The sequence below is a fragment of the Streptosporangium sp. NPDC049248 genome (assembly GCF_040678965.1).
GTDB lineage: Bacteria > Actinomycetota > Actinomycetes > Streptosporangiales > Streptosporangiaceae > Streptosporangium > Streptosporangium fukuiense.
Genome location: NZ_JBFAQY010000001.1, coordinates 769711 through 785686, shown reverse-complemented (window position 1 = coordinate 785686; position 15976 = coordinate 769711). Strand labels below are relative to the sequence as shown.

Below are 15976 nucleotides of genomic sequence, written 5' to 3'. Positions count from 1 at the left end.
CGCTCAATCGCTCGCTCGGTCACCGAAACCGGCGGCGCGGCCGAAGCCGCGCCGCCGGGCGTCCGTGCGTACCGCCGCGAGCGGCTACCTTCGCTCGCTCACCACCAGCGCGCTACCGCCGCCGCGCCGGGTCGGTTCCGCCACAGCCTGGAGCCTCCCGTGCCGCAGGAACTCGACGGCCGTGGCCGCGCCGATCTCGGGGTTCAGCACGAGGCTGTGCCCCCGGCGCGTGAGCTCGGCGCCGTAACGATCGATGAACGCCTGCTCGGCCTGGGTCTGGGCGGTGTTGCGCTGCGTGGCCCGGGGGGCGGCGAGCGCCTCGGGCAGCGACATGCCGAGGTCCCAGCGGTTGAGGAGGATCTGCAGCACCGTGGTGATGATCGTCGAGCCGCCGGGGGACCCCAGCGCGAGCAGCGGCCGGTCATCGTCCAGGACGATCGTCGGCGCCATCGAGGAGCGGGGGCGCTTGCCCGGCCCGGGCAGGTTCGGGTCACCGGGGGCGGGACCGAAGGTGAAGTCGGTCAGCTCGTTGTTGAGCAGGAAGCCCCTGCCGGGGACGACGATGCCGTTGCCGCCGGTCGACTCGATGGTGATGTTGTAGGCGACCACGTTGCCCCACCGGTCCGCGACCACCAGGTGCGTGGTCTCCGGCCCCTCCTTCGCCGCCTCGGTGGCCTCCGCGGACGGCGCCCCCGGGCACGGCCCGTACATCCCGTCGGGGTCGCCGGGCGCGGCCGGGTGCGGCATCGCCCGCTCGCCGATCAGGCAGGCGCGCTCCTTGGCGAACCCGTCGGAGAGCAGTTCCTTGAGCGGGACGCCGGGGATGTCCCCGACGTACTTGCCCCGGTCGGCGAAGGCGAGCCTGGACGCCTCCAGGTATTCGTGCTCGCCGACCTTGGGCAGGGCCTCAAGGATGTTGAGCGCCTCGCCGACCGTCGAGCCTCCCGAGGACGGCGGCGCCATGCCGTACACGTCCATGCCCTTGTACGTCATCTTGGTCGGCGGCCGTTCGAGCGCCCGGTACGCCTTCAGGTCGGCCAACTCCATCAGCCCCGGCCGCACATTACGGGTGGATCCGGGGGTGACCGGCGGCTTCTTGACCGTGGCCACGACCTCGGCACCGAGGGCACCGCCGTACAGCCACTCCCCGCCCAGCCTGCCGAGCCTGCGGTAGGTGTCGGCCAGCTCGGGGTTGCGGAAGGTGGAGCCGACCGGCGGCGGGGCGCCGCCCGGCAGGTAGAGCTTGGCCGTTGAGGTGAAGTCCTTGAAGCGGGCGGCGTTGGCGGCGGTCTGGTCGTAGAAGGTCTGGTCGACCCTGAACCCCTTGGTGGCGACGTCGATCGCGGGTTTCAGCGCCTGGCGCAGCGAGAGTGTGCCGAATCTGCGCAGCGCCAGCTCCCACTGGGCCACGCTGCCGGGCACCCCCGCCGAAAGTCCGCTGGTCACGGCGTCGTCGAACGGGATGCCCTCCAGGGAGGCCGGGCCCATCGCCTTCGGCGCGGCCTCCCGGCCGTCGATGGTGTGGACCTTCTTGCGGCGCGCGTCGTAGTAGACGATGAACCCTCCGCCGGCCAGTCCCGCCGAGTAGGGCTCGGTCACGCCCAGGGTGGCGGCCGCGGCGACCGCGGCGTCCATGGCGTTGCCGCCCTCGCGCAACACGCCCAGCGCGGCCTTGCTGGCGTCGAGGTCGACGGTCGAGACCGCGCCACCGGATCCCTCCGCGACAGGTTTCTTCTCCGCCTGCGAGACCGGTGGAGACACCGCGGACGGGGACAGCGCCGGTGGAGACGCCAGCGCGGGCTGGACAAGCAGTAAGGAACTTCCCACCAGGATCCCCGCCAGGGGGGTGATGCGACGACTGATCATGATGACCTCCCGCAGACAGCTTGACTCAGCCTGTGAGCCTTGTCAGCCCCTTCCCTCACCCGAAGGGTGTAGTGCCACATACATCACTGAAGGGACGCAAACGCTGCGAAAGCGCACGTAAAGTGCTGAGCGTGCGTGCCGAATCCCGCCGGGTCGACCTCCTCCTCCCACTGTTCGTGGGGACCCTCCAGGTCGTGGGCACACTCGGTGTGCAGTGGTGGCAGGTCCACGACACCGGCATGCTCCGCGTCCCGCTCGGTCCACTGGGCTACGCGCTGCTGCTGGCCGGGCCGCTGGCCCTGACCGTCCGGCGCCGCCACCCGGCGCTCAGCGTGATCGTCTCGGTGGACGCGACCCTGCTCTTCATCGGCCTGGGCCACGCCTACGGCCCGGTCTTCCTCAGCCCGATCATCGCGTTCCACACCGCCGTGGTCGGCGGCCACCGGCGGGTGGCATGGCCGCTGTGGGGCCTGGCCTACGTGTTCTTCGTGGTCTACCTGTCCTGGTTCGCCCCCGCCCCTCCTCCCGGCTGGTTCCACAACGTCGCGATGGCCGCGCTGATGGGCCTGGTGCTGGCGGTGGCGGAGTTCTCCCGGGCCAGGAACGAGCGGCAGGCCGAGCACAAGCGGGTGGAGCGGGAGGAGGTGCGGCGGCAGGCCAGCGAGGAGCGGCTGACCATGGCGCAGGAGCTGCACGACGTGCTCGCGCACAACATCTCCCTCATCCACGTCCAGGCCTCCACCGCGCTGCACCTCATCGAGGACCATCCCGAGCAGGCGAAGACCGCGCTCACCACGATCAAGCAGGCCTCCAAGGACGTGCTGACCGAGATGCGCTCGGTGCTCAACGTGCTCCGGGACGGCGCGCCCCGCTCCCCGACCGCCGGTCTGGACCGGCTGGACGAACTCATCGAGCGCAGCGGGCTGCGGGTCGTCAAGAACGTCATCGGCGAGGTCAGGCCGCTGCCTCCCGGGGTCGACCGGGCCGGTTACCGTATCGTCCAGGAGGCCCTGACCAACGTCACCAGGCACGCCCCGGGCGCCTCGGTCACGGTCGCCCTCGACTACGGCCCCCGCGCGCTGACCCTTCAGATCACCGACTCGGGCGGCAACGCCCCCGGCGAGAGTCTCGGCAGCGGCAACGGCGTCCCCGGCATGCGGGAACGGGCCTCGGCCCTCGGGGGAACGCTGACCGCCGCACACCATGGAAGGGGCTTCCGCGTCGAGGCCCGGCTGCCGATCCCGGAGGAGTCCGAATGATCAAGATTGTCCTCGCCGACGACCAGGCCCTCGTCAGGGCGGGGTTCCGGGCCCTGCTGGACGCGCAACCGGGGATGACCGTGGTGGCCGAGGCAGGCGACGGGGCCCAGGCCCTGCGGCTGGCCGCCGAACACGAGCCGGACGTGGTCCTGATGGACATCCGCATGCCCGGCATGGACGGGCTGACCGCCACCAGGAAGATGCCTCCCGGGCCGAAGATCATCATCTTGACCACCTTCGAGCTCGACGAGTACGTCTTCGAGGCCCTCCGCAACGGCGCCAGCGGCTTCCTGGTCAAGGACACCGAACCGGCCGAGCTCATCCAGGCCGTCCGGGTGGTGGCCGGAGGCGACGCGCTGCTCTCCCCCAGCGTGACCCGCCGCCTGATCGCCGAGTACGCCAGCCGCGCCAAGGAGCCGCACCGCAGCCGCGATCTCGACCTGCTCACCGACCGCGAGCGCGAGGTCCTCGCCCTGGTCGGCACCGGGATGACCAACGACGAGATCGCCGGCAAGCTCTTCATGAGCCCCGCCACCGCCAAGACCCACGTCAGCCGGACCATGATGAAACTCCATGCCCGCGACCGCGCCCAGCTCGTCGTCATCGCCTACGAATCCGGCCTCGTCCGCCCCGGCTGGGTCTGACGGCTCAGATCCCGGTAAAGGCTCCCGCCCGCTCGGCCCACTTGCGATACTCGGCGTGTTCACCAGAACACGAAGGGACATATTTTTATGGTCATGACATCGCGACGGAGCCACGCCCACCTGCGCCCCTCCCCCGAGACCTCGTCCCAGCCCCTGCCGAGTACGGCGCGCGAGCTCTTCGACGCGCTCCCGCAACTCCCCGGACTGCGGACCGAGATCATCAACGGGAGACTGATAGTGAGCCCAGTGGGTACCCCCGAGCACGGCTGGCTCGCCATGCTGCTCGCTTACGAGCTACATCCGCTGATCACGAGAAATGGTTGGCGTTCGTACACGGGAAACGTAGACGTCTGTATCGACGGACCTCGCGACCCCGTCGAACCCGACTTCGTGCTGGCCCGGGTCGACTGCCCGCGCTGGGGCGCCCGCGAGCTGCTCTCCTCCGGCCTGCTCATGGTCGCCGAGATCGTGTCACCGGGAAGCGTCATCGAGGACCGTGACCGCAAGCCCGACATCTACGCCTCCGGTGGCGTCCCGTTGATGCTCCTCGTCGACCCCGTGGCCACCCCCGCCACCGTGACGGTGCTCAGCGACCCCAAGGAGGGGGCGTACCGGACCTCCACCCGGGTCGAGATGGGCTCGCACCTGCACATCCCTGAACCGGTCGACTTCACCCTCGACACGTCGATCTTCGCGAACATCCAGGACGCGACATGACAGATGGGCGTACGCCCCGTACAGCGGGGTGACTCGCGGCGGGAGCGGCCTGGGCGTCGCATCCCCACCGGAGAGCGCCGGGCGTCCAGTAAGGGCGATGTGAGCACTGGGTAAGGAAATGTCACTGTCGGTTGACCTCCGGCGGGATTAGGTTTGCTCCGTGGGGATCTGGAGTGGCACCGGAGACGTCCGCTGAGCGCGGGGGCGGCCACGCTGTTCGCCGGAGGGTTCGCCGCGGGGCTGGTGGCGGGCACCACCTCGTGCGCGGCCGTGCAGGGCGGCCTGCTCACCGGACTCTCCTCAGGTGGCCGATCGGCCTGCTCCGGCGGGCGCGGCGGGCTCGCCCCGGGGCCGTCGAGCCCGGCGGCCGTCGCGCTCTTCCTGGCCGGGCGCGCCGGCTCCCACCTGGCGGCCGGGACACTGCTCGGACTGGCGGGGTCCGCCGTACAGCTGGGACCTCAGCTCAGGGCCGCGCTGCTCGTCGTGGCCGGGATCGCGGTCATGATCTTCGGAGTCCGCGCGTTCGGCCGCGAGCGGGACCCGGGACCCGGCGGGCACGGCTGCGAACAGGCGCCGCGAAGCGGCGAGCCGGACGGCGGCTGCGGACCTGACGGGGCCGACGGGGCCACGGACGGGCGCGTCTCCTGGCGCGGCACCTTCTCCCGGATCACCGCTCCCCGGCCCAGGGCGGTGGCGCTGGGCGCGGCGACGGTCCTGTTGCCGTGCGGGGTGACGCTCAGCGTCGAGATGGTGGCGGTCTCCAGCGGATCCGCGCTGGGCGGGGCCGCGGTGATGGCGGGGTTCGTGGCCGGGACGGCACCGGCGTTCGCACTGCTCGGACTCATCCTGCGGCGGGCCGCCACCACCAGGCTGGCGGCGCTGGCGGGGGTCGTCGCGCTGGCGGCGGGCCTGTGGACCGTCTCCTCGGGGCTGCGCCTGGGAGGCTGGCTCCCCGGATCCGGCGGCCCGGCACTGGCGGCGGGCCTTCCCGCACCGGGGACGGACGGCCCGGCGGAGGCGGCGGGCGGCCGGACGGGGCGGACGGCGGCCGATCCGGCGGGAGCGGCCACGAGCTCCGGCGGCGTGCGGCGGATCGAGATCTGGGCCACCCGCGACGGCTACCGTCCCGGCGTGGTGACCGCCCGCGCGGGAGTGCCCACCGAACTCGTCTTCCACCTCGGGGGCGACCCGGGCTGCACCCGGACGCTCACCATCGACGGCCGCGACGTGGCGCTCCCCGCCACCGTGCGACTCGGCGCGCGGGACGCGGGCTCCCTGCGTTACAGCTGCTCGATGGGAATGTACGTGGGGTTCGTGAACTTCGTCTGAGCCGGACGCGAGACGGAACTCCAGGATTACCCTCCGCGATCGAGCGGTTACATGGCACCCTGTGATCTGTCGGCTGCGTGCCGTCGGCAAGGAGGGGACATGGGGTGGTGGCCTGACGACCCGGAGGCGAGCGCGGGGCTGATACCCACCCCCCGGAGCACTGAGCACGAGAACGACACGGACGGCGAGACGGAGCTGCTGCTCTCCGCGCACGGCGGTGACGTGCAGGCCGCTCACCTGCTCGGCCGCCACTTCGCGCAGCGGGGCGACCGCTCGGCGGCGCGGCACTGGTGGGAGCGCGCGGCGGCCGCGGGCAATCTCGACAGCGCCTACAACCTGGGCGTCTGGCACGAGAAGCACGGCACCCCCGCGGAGGCCGCGAGGTGGTACGAGCTGGCGGCCGACGCCGGCGACGTCGAGGCCGCGGTGAACCTGGCGACGCTCCTGCTCGACCAGCACGGCGACGTTCCGGCCGCCCGGCGGTGGTACGAGACGGCGGCCAGGGCGGGCTCCCGTGCCGCGGCCAGGAGGCTCGCGCTGCTCTGCGAGGACGCCGGGGAGACGAAGTGCGCCGGGGAGTGGCACCGCAGGGCCGCGCTGGACGGCGATCTGGCCTCGGCCCACGACCTGGGCTTCCTCTCCTACGCCTCCGGCGAGGACGACGAGACGCTGCGCTGGTGGGAGCTGGCCGCCCGGGGCGGCCACGCCGACGCGGCCTACCACCTCGGCCTTTTCCTGCAGGCCAACCGCGATCCGGAGGGGGCGGAGGCGTTCTACCGGCTGGCCGCCAGGAACGAGCATCCCGGAGCCGCGTCCCAGCTCGGCGGGATCGCGCTCTCCCTCGGCGACCTGCGCACCGCTCGCGCCTGGTTCGAGCGGGCCGCCTGCACCGGCAGGATCGACGACCAGCGGACCGCGGGGTTCGTGTGCGTGGAGATGAGCGACGCTCGGGGGGCCAGCCACTGGTTCAGCCGGGCCGCGGCGGGTGGCGATCCGGAGGCCGCTTTCAATTTCGGTCTGCTGCTCATCGCCGAGCACAGCGACCTGCGTGGCGGGCAGCACTGGTTCCGTCAGGCGGCACAGGCCGGGCACCACAGGGCGGCGGTCGAGCTGGCCGCGCTGCTGTCGGCCGCGGGTTTCTCCCGTGAGGCGGAGCGGTGGCTCGCCGATCCTCCGTCCCCGCTCTGGGATCGGAGCACCGAGCCCGAGCTCGTCGCCCGCGCCGAGCTGGCCGCGGCCGCCGTGGCCCGGCGGGGCGGCACCCCGCTGAGGGTCGGCGACCTGACCGAACTCCTCGGCACCTGGGATCTCGTCACCCGGCCACTGCGCGACCATACCGACGTCACGGCCTGGCTGACCGCGCGGAGCGGGCTGCCGCCGGACGCGATCGAACACCTGGCGTCCATCCGGGCCACGCTGCTCCGCCCCGGCGGCGCCCCCTGGCCGGCCCCGGCGGAGGTCGAGCAGGCCCTGGCCACCGCCCGCGCCCTGCGCTCCACCTGGTCCCCGTGACCGACACGGCCCGCGTCCCGATCGGTTGGGACGCGGGCCGTGCGGCGCCCGGATCAGGCGGCGACGACCTCGGAGACCGGCACGAAGGGCAGGTCGAGGGCGATGGCGACCTGCTCGTTGGTGAGCCGTCCCGCGTGGGTGTTGAGGCCCAGCGCGAGGGGGGCGTCCTGGCTGAGCGCGTCCTTCCAGCCGAGGCCGGCCAGCTTGACCGCGTAGGGCAGCGTGGCGTTGGTCAGGGCGTAGGTGGAGGTGTTGGCGACCGAGCCCGGCATGTTGGCCACGCAGTAGAAGACCGAGTCGTGGACCCGGTAGGTCGGCTCGGCGTGCGTGGTCGGCCGGGAGTCCTCGAAGCAGCCGCCCTGGTCGATGGCGATGTCGACGAGCACGGAGCCCGGCCTCATGGAGGAGACCAGCTCGTTGGAGACGAGGGTCGGGGCCTTGGCGCCGGGGATCAGCACGGCCCCGATGACCAGGTCGGCCGCCAGGACCTCCTTCTCGATCGCGTACGAGGTCGAGACGAGGGTCTTGAGACGGCCCTGGTAGACGGCGTCGACGAAGCGCAGGCGGTCGATGTTGAGGTCGAGGACCGTGACGTCCGCGCCCATGCCGACCGCGATCTGCGCGGCGTTGAGCCCGGCCACGCCGGCCCCGATGACGACGACCTTGGCGGGAGCCACACCCGGCACGCCACCGGGCAGCACGCCGCGCCCGCCGTTGAACCGCATCAGGTTGTAGGCGCCGACCTGCGGGGCCAGGCGGCCCGCGACCTCGGACATCGGGGCGAGCAGCGGCAGGGTGTTGCCGACCTGGACCGTCTCGTACGCGATGGCGGTGACCTGCCGCTCCAGCAGGGCCTCGGCGCACTCGCGACCGGCCGCGAGGTGCAGGTAGGTGAAGAGCACCTGGCCGGGGCGCATGCGGTGGTACTCCTCCGCGATGGGCTCCTTCACCTTGAGGATCATCTCCGCCTGACCCCACACCTCGTCGGCGGCATCAAGGATCTTGGCTCCGGCGGAGACGTACTCCTCGTCACCGAGGTGCGAGCCGATGCCCGCGCCGCGCTGGACGTAGACGTCGTGGCCGTGCCGGACAAGCTCGTACACACCTGCCGGGGTCGCGGCGACACGGTACTCGTGGTTCTTGACCTCGGCAGGTACGCCGATCCTCATGGGAGTTCCTTTCGGGGTTTCGACGGGATGTCACAGTGAGCCTCGGTGAGCCTCGCGCGGCCGCTCGCGCTCAGAGTCGGCTCCACGCCTCCTTCAGCACCGAGCGCAGGATGGACTCGATCTCGTCGAACTCCCTGGGTCCGCAGATGAGCGGCGGGGCGAGCTGGATGACCGGGTCGCCCCGGTCGTCGGCGCGGCAGTAGAGACCCGCCTCGTACAGGGCGCCGGAGAGGAAGCCCCTGATGAGGCGTTCCGACTCCTCGGTGTTGAAGGTCTCCTTGGTGACCTTGTCCTTGACGAGCTCGACGCCCCAGAAGTAGCCGGAGCCGCGCACGTCGCCGACGATCGGCAGGTCTCGGAGGCGCTCCAGGGTGGAACGGAAGACCGGCTCGTTGCGGGTGACGTGGCCGAGCAGGTCCTCCCGCTCGAACAGGTCGAGGTTGGCCAGCGCGACGGCGGAGGAGACCGGGTGGCCGCCGAAGGTGTAGCCGTGGGCGAACATCTCGGTGCCGTTCTTGAACGGCTCGAAGAGGCGATCGGAGGCGATCATGGCGCCGATCGGCGAGTAGCCGCTGGTCATGCCCTTGGCACAGGTGATGATGTCGGGGACGTAGTCGAACTTCTGCCCGCCGAACATGGTACCGAGGCGGCCGAAGGCACAGATGACCTCGTCCGAGACGAGCAGGACGTCGTACTCGTCGCAGATCTCACGGAGGCGCTGGAAGTATCCGGGCGGCGGCGGGAAGCAGCCGCCGGCGTTCTGCACCGGCTCGACGAAGACGGCGGCCACGGTGTCGGGGCCCTCCATCTCGATGGCGCGGGCGACGCGCTCGGCGGCCCAGTGGCCGTACTGCTCCGGTGTCATGCCGGGCACGCCGGTGATCTCGTCGGCGCGGTAGTGGTTGGTGTTGGGCACCCGGACCGAGCCGGGGACCAGCGGCTCGAACATCTGCTTGAAGGCGGGGATGCCGGTGATCGACAGGGCGCCCTGCGGGGTGCCGTGGTAGGCGATCTGGCGGCTGATGACCTTGTGCTTGAGCGGCTTGCCGATCAGCTTGAAGTACTGCTTGGCGAGCTTCCACGCGCTCTCGACGGCCTCGCCGCCGCCGGTGGTGAAGAAGACCCGGTTGAGGTCGCCGGGGGTCTCGGCGGCGAGGCGCTGGGCCAGCTCGACCGCCTTGGGGTGCGCGTACGACCAGAGCGGGAAGAACGCCAGTTCCTGGGCCTGCTTGGCGGCGGCCTCGGCCAGCTCGCTGCGGCCGTGTCCCGCCTGGACCACGAAGAGCCCGGCGAGGCCGTCGAGGTAGCGCTTGCCGTGCACGTCGTAGATATAGGAGCCCTCGCCCCTCACGATCATCGGCACCTCGGCGCCCTCATACGAGCTGTGCCGGGTGAAGTGCATCCACAGGTTGTCCTGCGCGGCCTTCATGAGTGAGGTCACGTCGGTGTTTTCAGGGTGCTTCATCACGATCTTCCCTCGTTTAGCTGAGCCCTCAACAGTCTGCCTGCCAGAACCGCTCTTGCCAAGTGAAAACGTGGTATTGAAGTGTTTAGAGCGTCGAAATCCGCAAAACATATATACAAGAACGACGAAATCCGTCATCGGATGCCGGTACCCGACACCGGCGCCGGAATCTTACCCAACCCCCTGTCCCACTTGGCGGAACCCTGGCGCGCCGACGCCATGTGCGAGCGCCTCCGCGTCGGCGGCTGTGATCCAATAGGGCGGACCAGATATTCAGATGCGAGGGAAAGTCGTGACTCCTGACGAGATCGAGAACGCCGTCACCGCCGGCCTGCCCCAGGCGATCGCGGACCTCAAGAGGCTCGTCGCCATCCCCTCCGTGGCCTTCCCCGGCCACCCGGAGGAGCCTGTGCACGCGGCCGCCGCGCTGACCGAGGAACTGCTGCGGAGCACCGGCCTGCCCCGTGTCCAGCAGATCCCCGTCGAGGGGAGCTTCCCCGCCGTCTACGCCGAGGCCCCCGCCCCGCCCGGCGCGCCGACCGTCCTGTTGTACGCGCACTACGACGTGCAGCCCACGGGCGACCTCGTGCTCTGGCGCACCCCGCCCTTCGAGCCGACGGAGATCGATGGCGCGATCTACGGTCGCGGCGCGGCCGATGACAAGTCCGGCGTCATCTCCCATGTCGCGGCGCTCCGCACCTTCCAGGGCCGCTTCCCGGTCGGTGTCAAGGTCATCATCGAGGGCCAGGAGGAGTACGCCGGCGAGCGCCTGGAGTCCTTCGTCGAGCGCAACCCCGAACTGTTCCGCGCCGACGCGATCGTGGTCGCCGACACCGGCAACCCCCGGGTGGGCGATCCGTCGGTGACGACCTCGCTGCGCGGCATGGGCGCCTTCACCATCGAGGTGCGCACCCTCAGGGAGTCGCTGCACAGCGGCTCGTTCGGCGGCGCCGCCCCGGACGCCCTCGCGGCACTGATCCGGATGCTCGCCGCCCTGCACGACGACCACGGCGACATCCGCGTTCCCGGCCTGCCGCGCGGCAGCTTCCTCGGCTCCGGCCCGTCGGAGGAGGACTTCCGGTCCACCGCGGGCGTGCTCGACGGCGTCTCCACCATCGGCTCGGGCTCGCTGGCCGACCGGCTGTGGGCCTCGTACGCGATCACGGTCACCGGCCTGGACGTGCCGCCGGTCTCCGGCGCCGTCAACGCGGTCCAGGCCGTCGCCAGGGCCCGGGTGACAGTGCGGGTGCCCCCGGCCGGCGACCCGAAGACGACGATCGAGGCGGTCGTCGACTTCCTGCGGCAGGTCGCGCCCTGGGGCGTCCAGGTGGAGGTCGGCGACTACACCATGGGCTCCGGTTATCTCGCCGACACCGGTGGCGCGGCCCGCTCCGCGTTGAACCGGGCCATGGAGCGCGCCTTCGGCCGCCCGCCGCGCGACGTCGGCGCCGGCGGCTCGATCCCGCTCGTCTCCACCTTCGCCAGGCAGTTCCCCGCCGCCGCGATCCTGCTCTTCGGCGCCGAGGACGACGACGCGGCGATCCACGCCCCCAACGAGCGGGTGAACATCGAGGAACTCCGCCGCACCGCCACCGCCGAGGCGCTCTTCCTCCAGGAGTACGGCTCCTCGACGGCCTGACCGTCCAAGGTCCCGGCACGACACCCACGGGTTCGTGCCGGGCTTTCTCCTCGTGCGACCGCGCGATCACCTGGCGGGCGGGCCCCGTCTTCTCCGGCTTTCCAGGGGGCTACCGTCCGGCGAAGAATCGCCGTTGGTCGTACGATCACCTCGTGGTCTACCCCCTGCAGGACTCCGCCGGCGTGTCCTGCCGTACCTGCTCGCCGGGCTGCGCTGGTACTTCAGCGGTGGCCCGGGGGCGAGCCGAACGGGCCCAGCGCCTGTTCCGGCGAGTCGACGCAGATCAGGGTGGCGTCCTCGCAGGACAAGATCTGGATCCTGCGCGAGGTCGCGAAGGACTACAGCGGCCGTAGCGTGGCCGGGCGCTGCGCCGACGTGGTCGTCGACGAGGCCAACTCCGGCACCGCGATGCGGGCGCCGGCCAAGGGGTGGGACGAGAGGACCGACGGCAGGCGGCCGGACGTCTGGTCCCCCGCCCCGTCGGCCTGGGTGACGCTGCTGCGCCAGCAGGCCTCCAACACCGACGGCACCGTACCGGTCGCCGACGGCAGACAGAACCCGATCGTCACCGCTCCCCTGGTCTTCGCGATGCCCAAGCCGATGCCCAAGCCGATGGCCCAGGCACTGGGCTGGCCCGGCAAGGCGATCGGCTGGTCGGAGCCGGCCGAGCTGGCGGCCGCCCCGCAGGGTTGGGCGAAGTACGGCCACCCCGAATGGGGCCGGTTCAAGCTGGGCAAGACCAACCCCAACTTCTCCACCAGCGGCCTGAACGCCACCATCGGCGCCTACTTCGCCGCCACCGGCACCACCTCGGACCTGACGGCCCGTGACGTGGCCGACCCGAAGACCCGGCGGTTCGTCCAGGGGGTGGAACAGTCGATCGTGCACTACGGCGACATCTCCATGACGTTTCTGGGCAACCTGCTGCGCGCGGACGACCGGGGCGAGTCGATGGCCTACATCTCACCGCGGCGACTTTTGACCGTGGCGAACTCCGAAGGCGGTTCATTCGTCGGATAAGTACAGACATCCCCCGGGAGGCAGGGTTGTACCAGCAGCCGCAGCGACGGCGTAGGAACTTCGCCCCGTTCATCGTCGCGATCATTCTCGCCGGAGCTCTGATCGTCGCCCTGCGGATCTTCGTCGGCGCGAACGAACCCGGAGGGCCGGGCGCGTCGGAGGCCGGCGAGCGGCCCAAGGCGTGCGACGACGGCGTCACCCTGACCGTCGCCGCCTCGTCGGAGAAGGCCGAGCTGCTCAGGAAGATCGCCTCCGGCTACAACGGCAGGACCGTGGAAGGGCGCTGCGCCGACGTCGTCATCGAGACCAAGGCGAGCGGCGGCGCGCTGCAGGCCCTGGCCAGGGGCTGGGACGAGCGGCAGGACGGCCCCCGCCCCGACGTGTGGTCACCCGCCAGCAGCGGCTGGGTCACCCTGCTCCAGCAGCGCGTCGCGGGAAAGGACACCGGTTCCCTGGTCGCCGCCGAGAACCCGTCGATCGCCAAGACGCCCCTGGTCGTGGCGATGCCCATGCCGATGGCCCAGGCGCTGGGCTGGCCGGACAAGAAGCTCGGCTGGTCGGACCTGCTCGCCGTGTCGGCCGGGTCGTGGGCGAAGTACGGTCACCCCGAGTGGGGCCGTTTCAAGCTTGGCAAGACCAACCCCAACTTCTCCACCAGCGGCCTGAACGCCACGGTCGGCGCCTACTTCGCGGCGACCGGCCTGTCCGGCGACCTGTCGGAGAAGAACGTGGCCGACGCCAGGACCAGGGACTTCGTCCGGGAGGTGGAACGCTCGATCGTGCACTACGGCGACACGACGCTGACGTTCCTGTCCAACCTCCAGCGGGCCGACGACGCGGGCGCGGGCCTGAGCTACATCTCCGCGGTGGCGGTGGAGGAGAAGTCGGTCTGGGACTACAACCAGGGCAACCCGACCGGTGACCCCGCGACGCTGGGCAAGCACGCCAAGCCCAAGGTGCCGCTGGTGGCGATCTATCCCAAGGAGGGCACGCTCTACTCCGACAACCCGTACGCGGTGCTGACCGCCTCGTGGGTCGACGACGCCAAGCGGGCGGTGGCGGCCGACTTCCTGGCGCACCTGCAGGCTCCCGAGCAGCAGGAGCGGTTCGCCGAGTTCGCCTTCCGCTCCCACGACGGCAAGGCGGGCAAGCTGATCACCCAGGCGAACGGGCTGCTGCCCGCCGAGCCGAAGACGACCCTCAGCCCGCCCGCGCCGAACGTGCTCGACAAGGTGCTCACCAGCTGGGCCGACCTGCGCAAGCCCGCGAACGTCCTCATGGTCATCGACGTCTCCGGCTCGATGGGCGCCACCGTGCCCGGCACCGGCAAGAGCAAGCTCGACCTGGCCAAGCAGGCCGCGATCAACGCGCTGCCCCAGTTCGCCTCGCACGACAGGGTCGGGCTGTGGATGTTCTCCACCAAGCGGGACGGCGACAAGGACCACCTGGAACTGGCCTCGCTCTCCGCCGTCGACGACGCCCAGCGCAAGAAGCTGCGCGCCAGGCTTGACGGCCTGACCCCCGATGGCGGCACCGGCCTGTACGACACCGCCCTCGCCGCCCACGAGCGGGTACGGAAGCTGCGGAACGGTGACGCGATCAACGCGGTGGTCTTCCTGACCGACGGCAAGAACGAGGACCCCGACAGCCTCGCCCTGGAGAACCTGCTGCCCGAACTGCGCACCGAACCCGGCCAGGAGACGGTGCGGATGTTCACCATCGCCTACGGCCAGGACGCCGACCTCGACGTGCTGCGCAAGATCTCCGAGGCGACCAGCGCCGCCGCGTATGACTCTCGCAAACCTGGAAGTATCGACCAGGTGTTCACCGCAGTGGTATCCAACTTCTGATGGCACGCTTCGTCGACGAACTCAAGGACCCCTGGGGCCTGCTGCTGGCCGCGACCGCCGGCGGCGCCGCGTGGGCCGTCAGCGTGCACCCGGTCGCCGCCGGGTTCGTCGGCGTCGTCGTCTGGCTGGTCAAGGCCGGGATCTCGGCGTTACCGGAGCGCGGGAGCCGTGACCGGCCGGCCGTCACCGCCGGCAGCCAGGAGGAGTACTGGCTGAGACGGGCGGGATCCGCCGCCTACGGCTTCGCCGAGCTGAGCGCCTCGATGGGGCAGGGCCCGCTGGCCGAGCGGATCGCGCTGATGCGCCCCCAGGTGGACGACTCGACGGCCACCCTGGAGCGGCTGGCCGAGCAGGCCTCGCTCACCAGCACCGCGCTGGCCAGGTTCGATCTCGACAGGCTCGGCCACGAGCAGGCCCGGCTGACCCGAGCCCGCGCGGAGGCCAGGAAGGACCTGGTCGCGGACCTCGACCGCGCCCTCGCCTCGCTGGCCTCCCAGCGGGCCGTGGTCGACCGGCTCGCCTCGGCCCGCGAGCAGGTGCTCGCCCGGATGGAGTCGAGCGCCATCAGCATCGAGGAGCTCCTCGCCCGTGTGGTGGAGCTGTCGGCGGTGTCGGCGAACGGCCGGCTGGAGCCGACTCGGGTACTGGACGAGCTCGCCGACGCCCTTGAAGGAGTCCGCCAGGGCCTCCACGAAACCGAGCAGATCACGCGCGACGCGCTGGATCGATAAGGAGCCCCATGTTCAAGGTCATCCGTAGGGCCTGGCGTTACCTGGTCTTCGCCCTCTCCGGGCGGCTGGACGAGCTGTCCGACCCCCGCGTCCAGATCGAGCAGGCCATCGCGGAGGCCAAGGAGCAGCACCAGCGGCTGAGCCAGCAGGCCGCCTCGGTCATCGGCAACGAGCGCGAGATGGAGATGAAGCTCGCCCGCTCGATGGAGGAGACCGGGAAGCTCCAGGCCAACGCCCGCCAGGCCCTCCTGCTGGCCGAACAGGCGCGGTCCGCGGGCGACGAGCGCAAGGCCCTGTCGTACGAGGACTCGGCCCGGGCCTTCGCCTCCCGCCTGGTGGCGGCCGAGGCCGCGCAGCAGGAGTCGCAGCTGACGTACGAGCGGGCCAGGCAGTTCTCCGCCCAGGCGCGCGCCGCGGTCGAGAACAACGCGATGGCCCTGCAGAAGAAGATCGCCGAGCGGATGCGGCTGCTCTCCCAGCTCGACCAGGCCAAGGTCCAGGAGGAGCTCAACAAGGCCATGGGCGACCTGTCCGGGCTCACCCCCGCCGGTGAGACGCCCACCTTGGACCAGGTCCGCGACAAGATCGAGAAGCGCTATGCCCGCGCACTCGGCGAGGCCGAGCTGACCTCGGGCTCCGTCGAGGCCCGCATGATCGAGGTCGAGCGCGCCGCCATCGACGTCGAGGGCGCGGCCCGCCTGGAGGCCATCAGGGAGAGCCTGAACACCGACAGGAAGCCCGAGATCGGAAAGTAGGCCCCGCGGTGAATCGACCG

At 71.1% G+C, this 15976-nt stretch carries 13 protein-coding genes; 10 read left to right on the top strand and 3 right to left on the bottom strand.

Annotated elements, in window-relative coordinates; all coding sequences use genetic code 11:
* Positions 1–84: 84 nt before the first annotated feature.
* Positions 85–1866, bottom strand: a complete 1782-nt coding sequence (locus tag AB0K21_RS03535; protein WP_364147477.1) for a gamma-glutamyltransferase family protein — start codon at positions 1864–1866, stop codon at positions 85–87.
* A 131-nt stretch (positions 1867–1997) separates the two neighbouring features.
* Between AB0K21_RS03535 and AB0K21_RS03530 the strand changes: the two genes are divergently transcribed.
* The 5 genes from AB0K21_RS03530 to AB0K21_RS03510 all read left to right on the top strand — a co-directional run bounded on the left by AB0K21_RS03530 (position 1998) and on the right by AB0K21_RS03510 (position 7327).
* On the top strand, positions 1998–3125 hold the full coding sequence (locus tag AB0K21_RS03530; protein WP_343973520.1) for a sensor histidine kinase: 1128 nt from the start codon (positions 1998–2000) through the stop codon (positions 3123–3125).
* Positions 3122–3769 carry a response regulator transcription factor gene (locus tag AB0K21_RS03525; protein WP_343973523.1) on the top strand — a complete coding sequence of 216 codons (648 nt, stop codon included), beginning with the start codon at positions 3122–3124 and terminating at the stop codon, positions 3767–3769. The genes AB0K21_RS03530 and AB0K21_RS03525 overlap by 4 nt, the downstream gene beginning before the upstream one ends.
* A gap of 93 nt (positions 3770–3862) precedes the next feature.
* A complete protein-coding gene (locus AB0K21_RS03520) occupies positions 3863–4486 on the top strand; it encodes a Uma2 family endonuclease (RefSeq protein ID WP_364147473.1) in 624 nt (207 codons plus the stop codon).
* Positions 4487–4639: 153 nt separating this feature from the next.
* Positions 4640–5815 carry a sulfite exporter TauE/SafE family protein gene (locus tag AB0K21_RS03515; protein ID WP_343973528.1) on the top strand — a complete coding sequence of 392 codons (1176 nt, stop codon included), beginning with the start codon at positions 4640–4642 and terminating at the stop codon, positions 5813–5815.
* Positions 5816–5914: 99 nt separating this feature from the next.
* Positions 5915–7327 (top strand): tetratricopeptide repeat protein, encoded by a 1413-nt coding sequence (locus AB0K21_RS03510; protein WP_343973531.1) that lies wholly within the window; start codon positions 5915–5917, stop codon positions 7325–7327.
* Between the two features lie 53 nt (positions 7328–7380).
* On the opposite strand, the gene ald is transcribed toward AB0K21_RS03510, so the two are convergent.
* The gene (gene ald / locus AB0K21_RS03505; RefSeq protein ID WP_343973534.1) at positions 7381–8496 is read right to left on the bottom strand and encodes an alanine dehydrogenase; all 1116 of its coding nucleotides are present in this window, start codon (positions 8494–8496) and stop codon (positions 7381–7383) included.
* 70 nt (positions 8497–8566) lie between these two features.
* Positions 8567–9961, bottom strand: a complete 1395-nt coding sequence (locus tag AB0K21_RS03500) for an aspartate aminotransferase family protein (protein ID WP_343973537.1) — start codon at positions 9959–9961, stop codon at positions 8567–8569.
* A 292-nt stretch (positions 9962–10253) separates the two neighbouring features.
* On the opposite strand from AB0K21_RS03500, the gene AB0K21_RS03495 reads away from it, so the two are divergent.
* The 5 genes from AB0K21_RS03495 (at position 10254) to AB0K21_RS03475 (ending at position 15956) form a co-directional block, all read left to right on the top strand.
* Positions 10254–11600 carry a M20/M25/M40 family metallo-hydrolase gene (locus AB0K21_RS03495; protein ID WP_343973540.1) on the top strand — a complete coding sequence of 449 codons (1347 nt, stop codon included), beginning with the start codon at positions 10254–10256 and terminating at the stop codon, positions 11598–11600.
* A gap of 288 nt (positions 11601–11888) precedes the next feature.
* Positions 11889–12620: a substrate-binding domain-containing protein gene (locus tag AB0K21_RS03490; RefSeq protein WP_364147469.1), complete on the top strand. Its 732-nt coding sequence runs from the start codon at positions 11889–11891 to the stop codon at positions 12618–12620.
* 26 nt (positions 12621–12646) lie between these two features.
* A complete protein-coding gene (locus AB0K21_RS03485; protein ID WP_364147467.1) occupies positions 12647–14470 on the top strand; it encodes a substrate-binding and VWA domain-containing protein in 1824 nt (607 codons plus the stop codon).
* Positions 14470–15201, top strand: coding sequence for a hypothetical protein (locus AB0K21_RS03480; protein ID WP_364147464.1), 732 nt, complete (start codon positions 14470–14472; stop codon positions 15199–15201). Before AB0K21_RS03485 ends, AB0K21_RS03480 begins: the two co-directional genes overlap by 1 nt.
* Before the next feature lie 8 nt (positions 15202–15209).
* Positions 15210–15956 (top strand): PspA/IM30 family protein, encoded by a 747-nt coding sequence (locus AB0K21_RS03475; RefSeq protein WP_343973552.1) that lies wholly within the window; start codon positions 15210–15212, stop codon positions 15954–15956.
* Positions 15957–15976: the final 20 nt, after the last annotated feature.

Excerpts from the sequence above, each read along its gene's own strand:
- AB0K21_RS03535 (WP_364147477.1), bottom strand. The coding sequence starts at position 1,866 with ATGATCAGTCGTCGCATCACCCCCCTGGCGGGGATCCTGGTGGGAAGT.
- AB0K21_RS03525 (WP_343973523.1), top strand. The coding sequence starts at position 3,122 with ATGATCAAGATTGTCCTCGCCGACGACCAGGCCCTCGTCAGGGCGGGG.
- AB0K21_RS03520 (WP_364147473.1), top strand. The coding sequence starts at position 3,863 with ATGACATCGCGACGGAGCCACGCCCACCTGCGCCCCTCCCCCGAGACC.
- AB0K21_RS03510 (WP_343973531.1), top strand. The coding sequence starts at position 5,915 with ATGGGGTGGTGGCCTGACGACCCGGAGGCGAGCGCGGGGCTGATACCC.
- ald (WP_343973534.1), bottom strand. The coding sequence starts at position 8,496 with ATGAGGATCGGCGTACCTGCCGAGGTCAAGAACCACGAGTACCGTGTC.
- AB0K21_RS03500 (WP_343973537.1), bottom strand. The coding sequence starts at position 9,961 with ATGAAGCACCCTGAAAACACCGACGTGACCTCACTCATGAAGGCCGCG.
- AB0K21_RS03480 (WP_364147464.1), top strand. The coding sequence starts at position 14,470 with ATGGCACGCTTCGTCGACGAACTCAAGGACCCCTGGGGCCTGCTGCTG.
- AB0K21_RS03475 (WP_343973552.1), top strand. The coding sequence starts at position 15,210 with ATGTTCAAGGTCATCCGTAGGGCCTGGCGTTACCTGGTCTTCGCCCTC.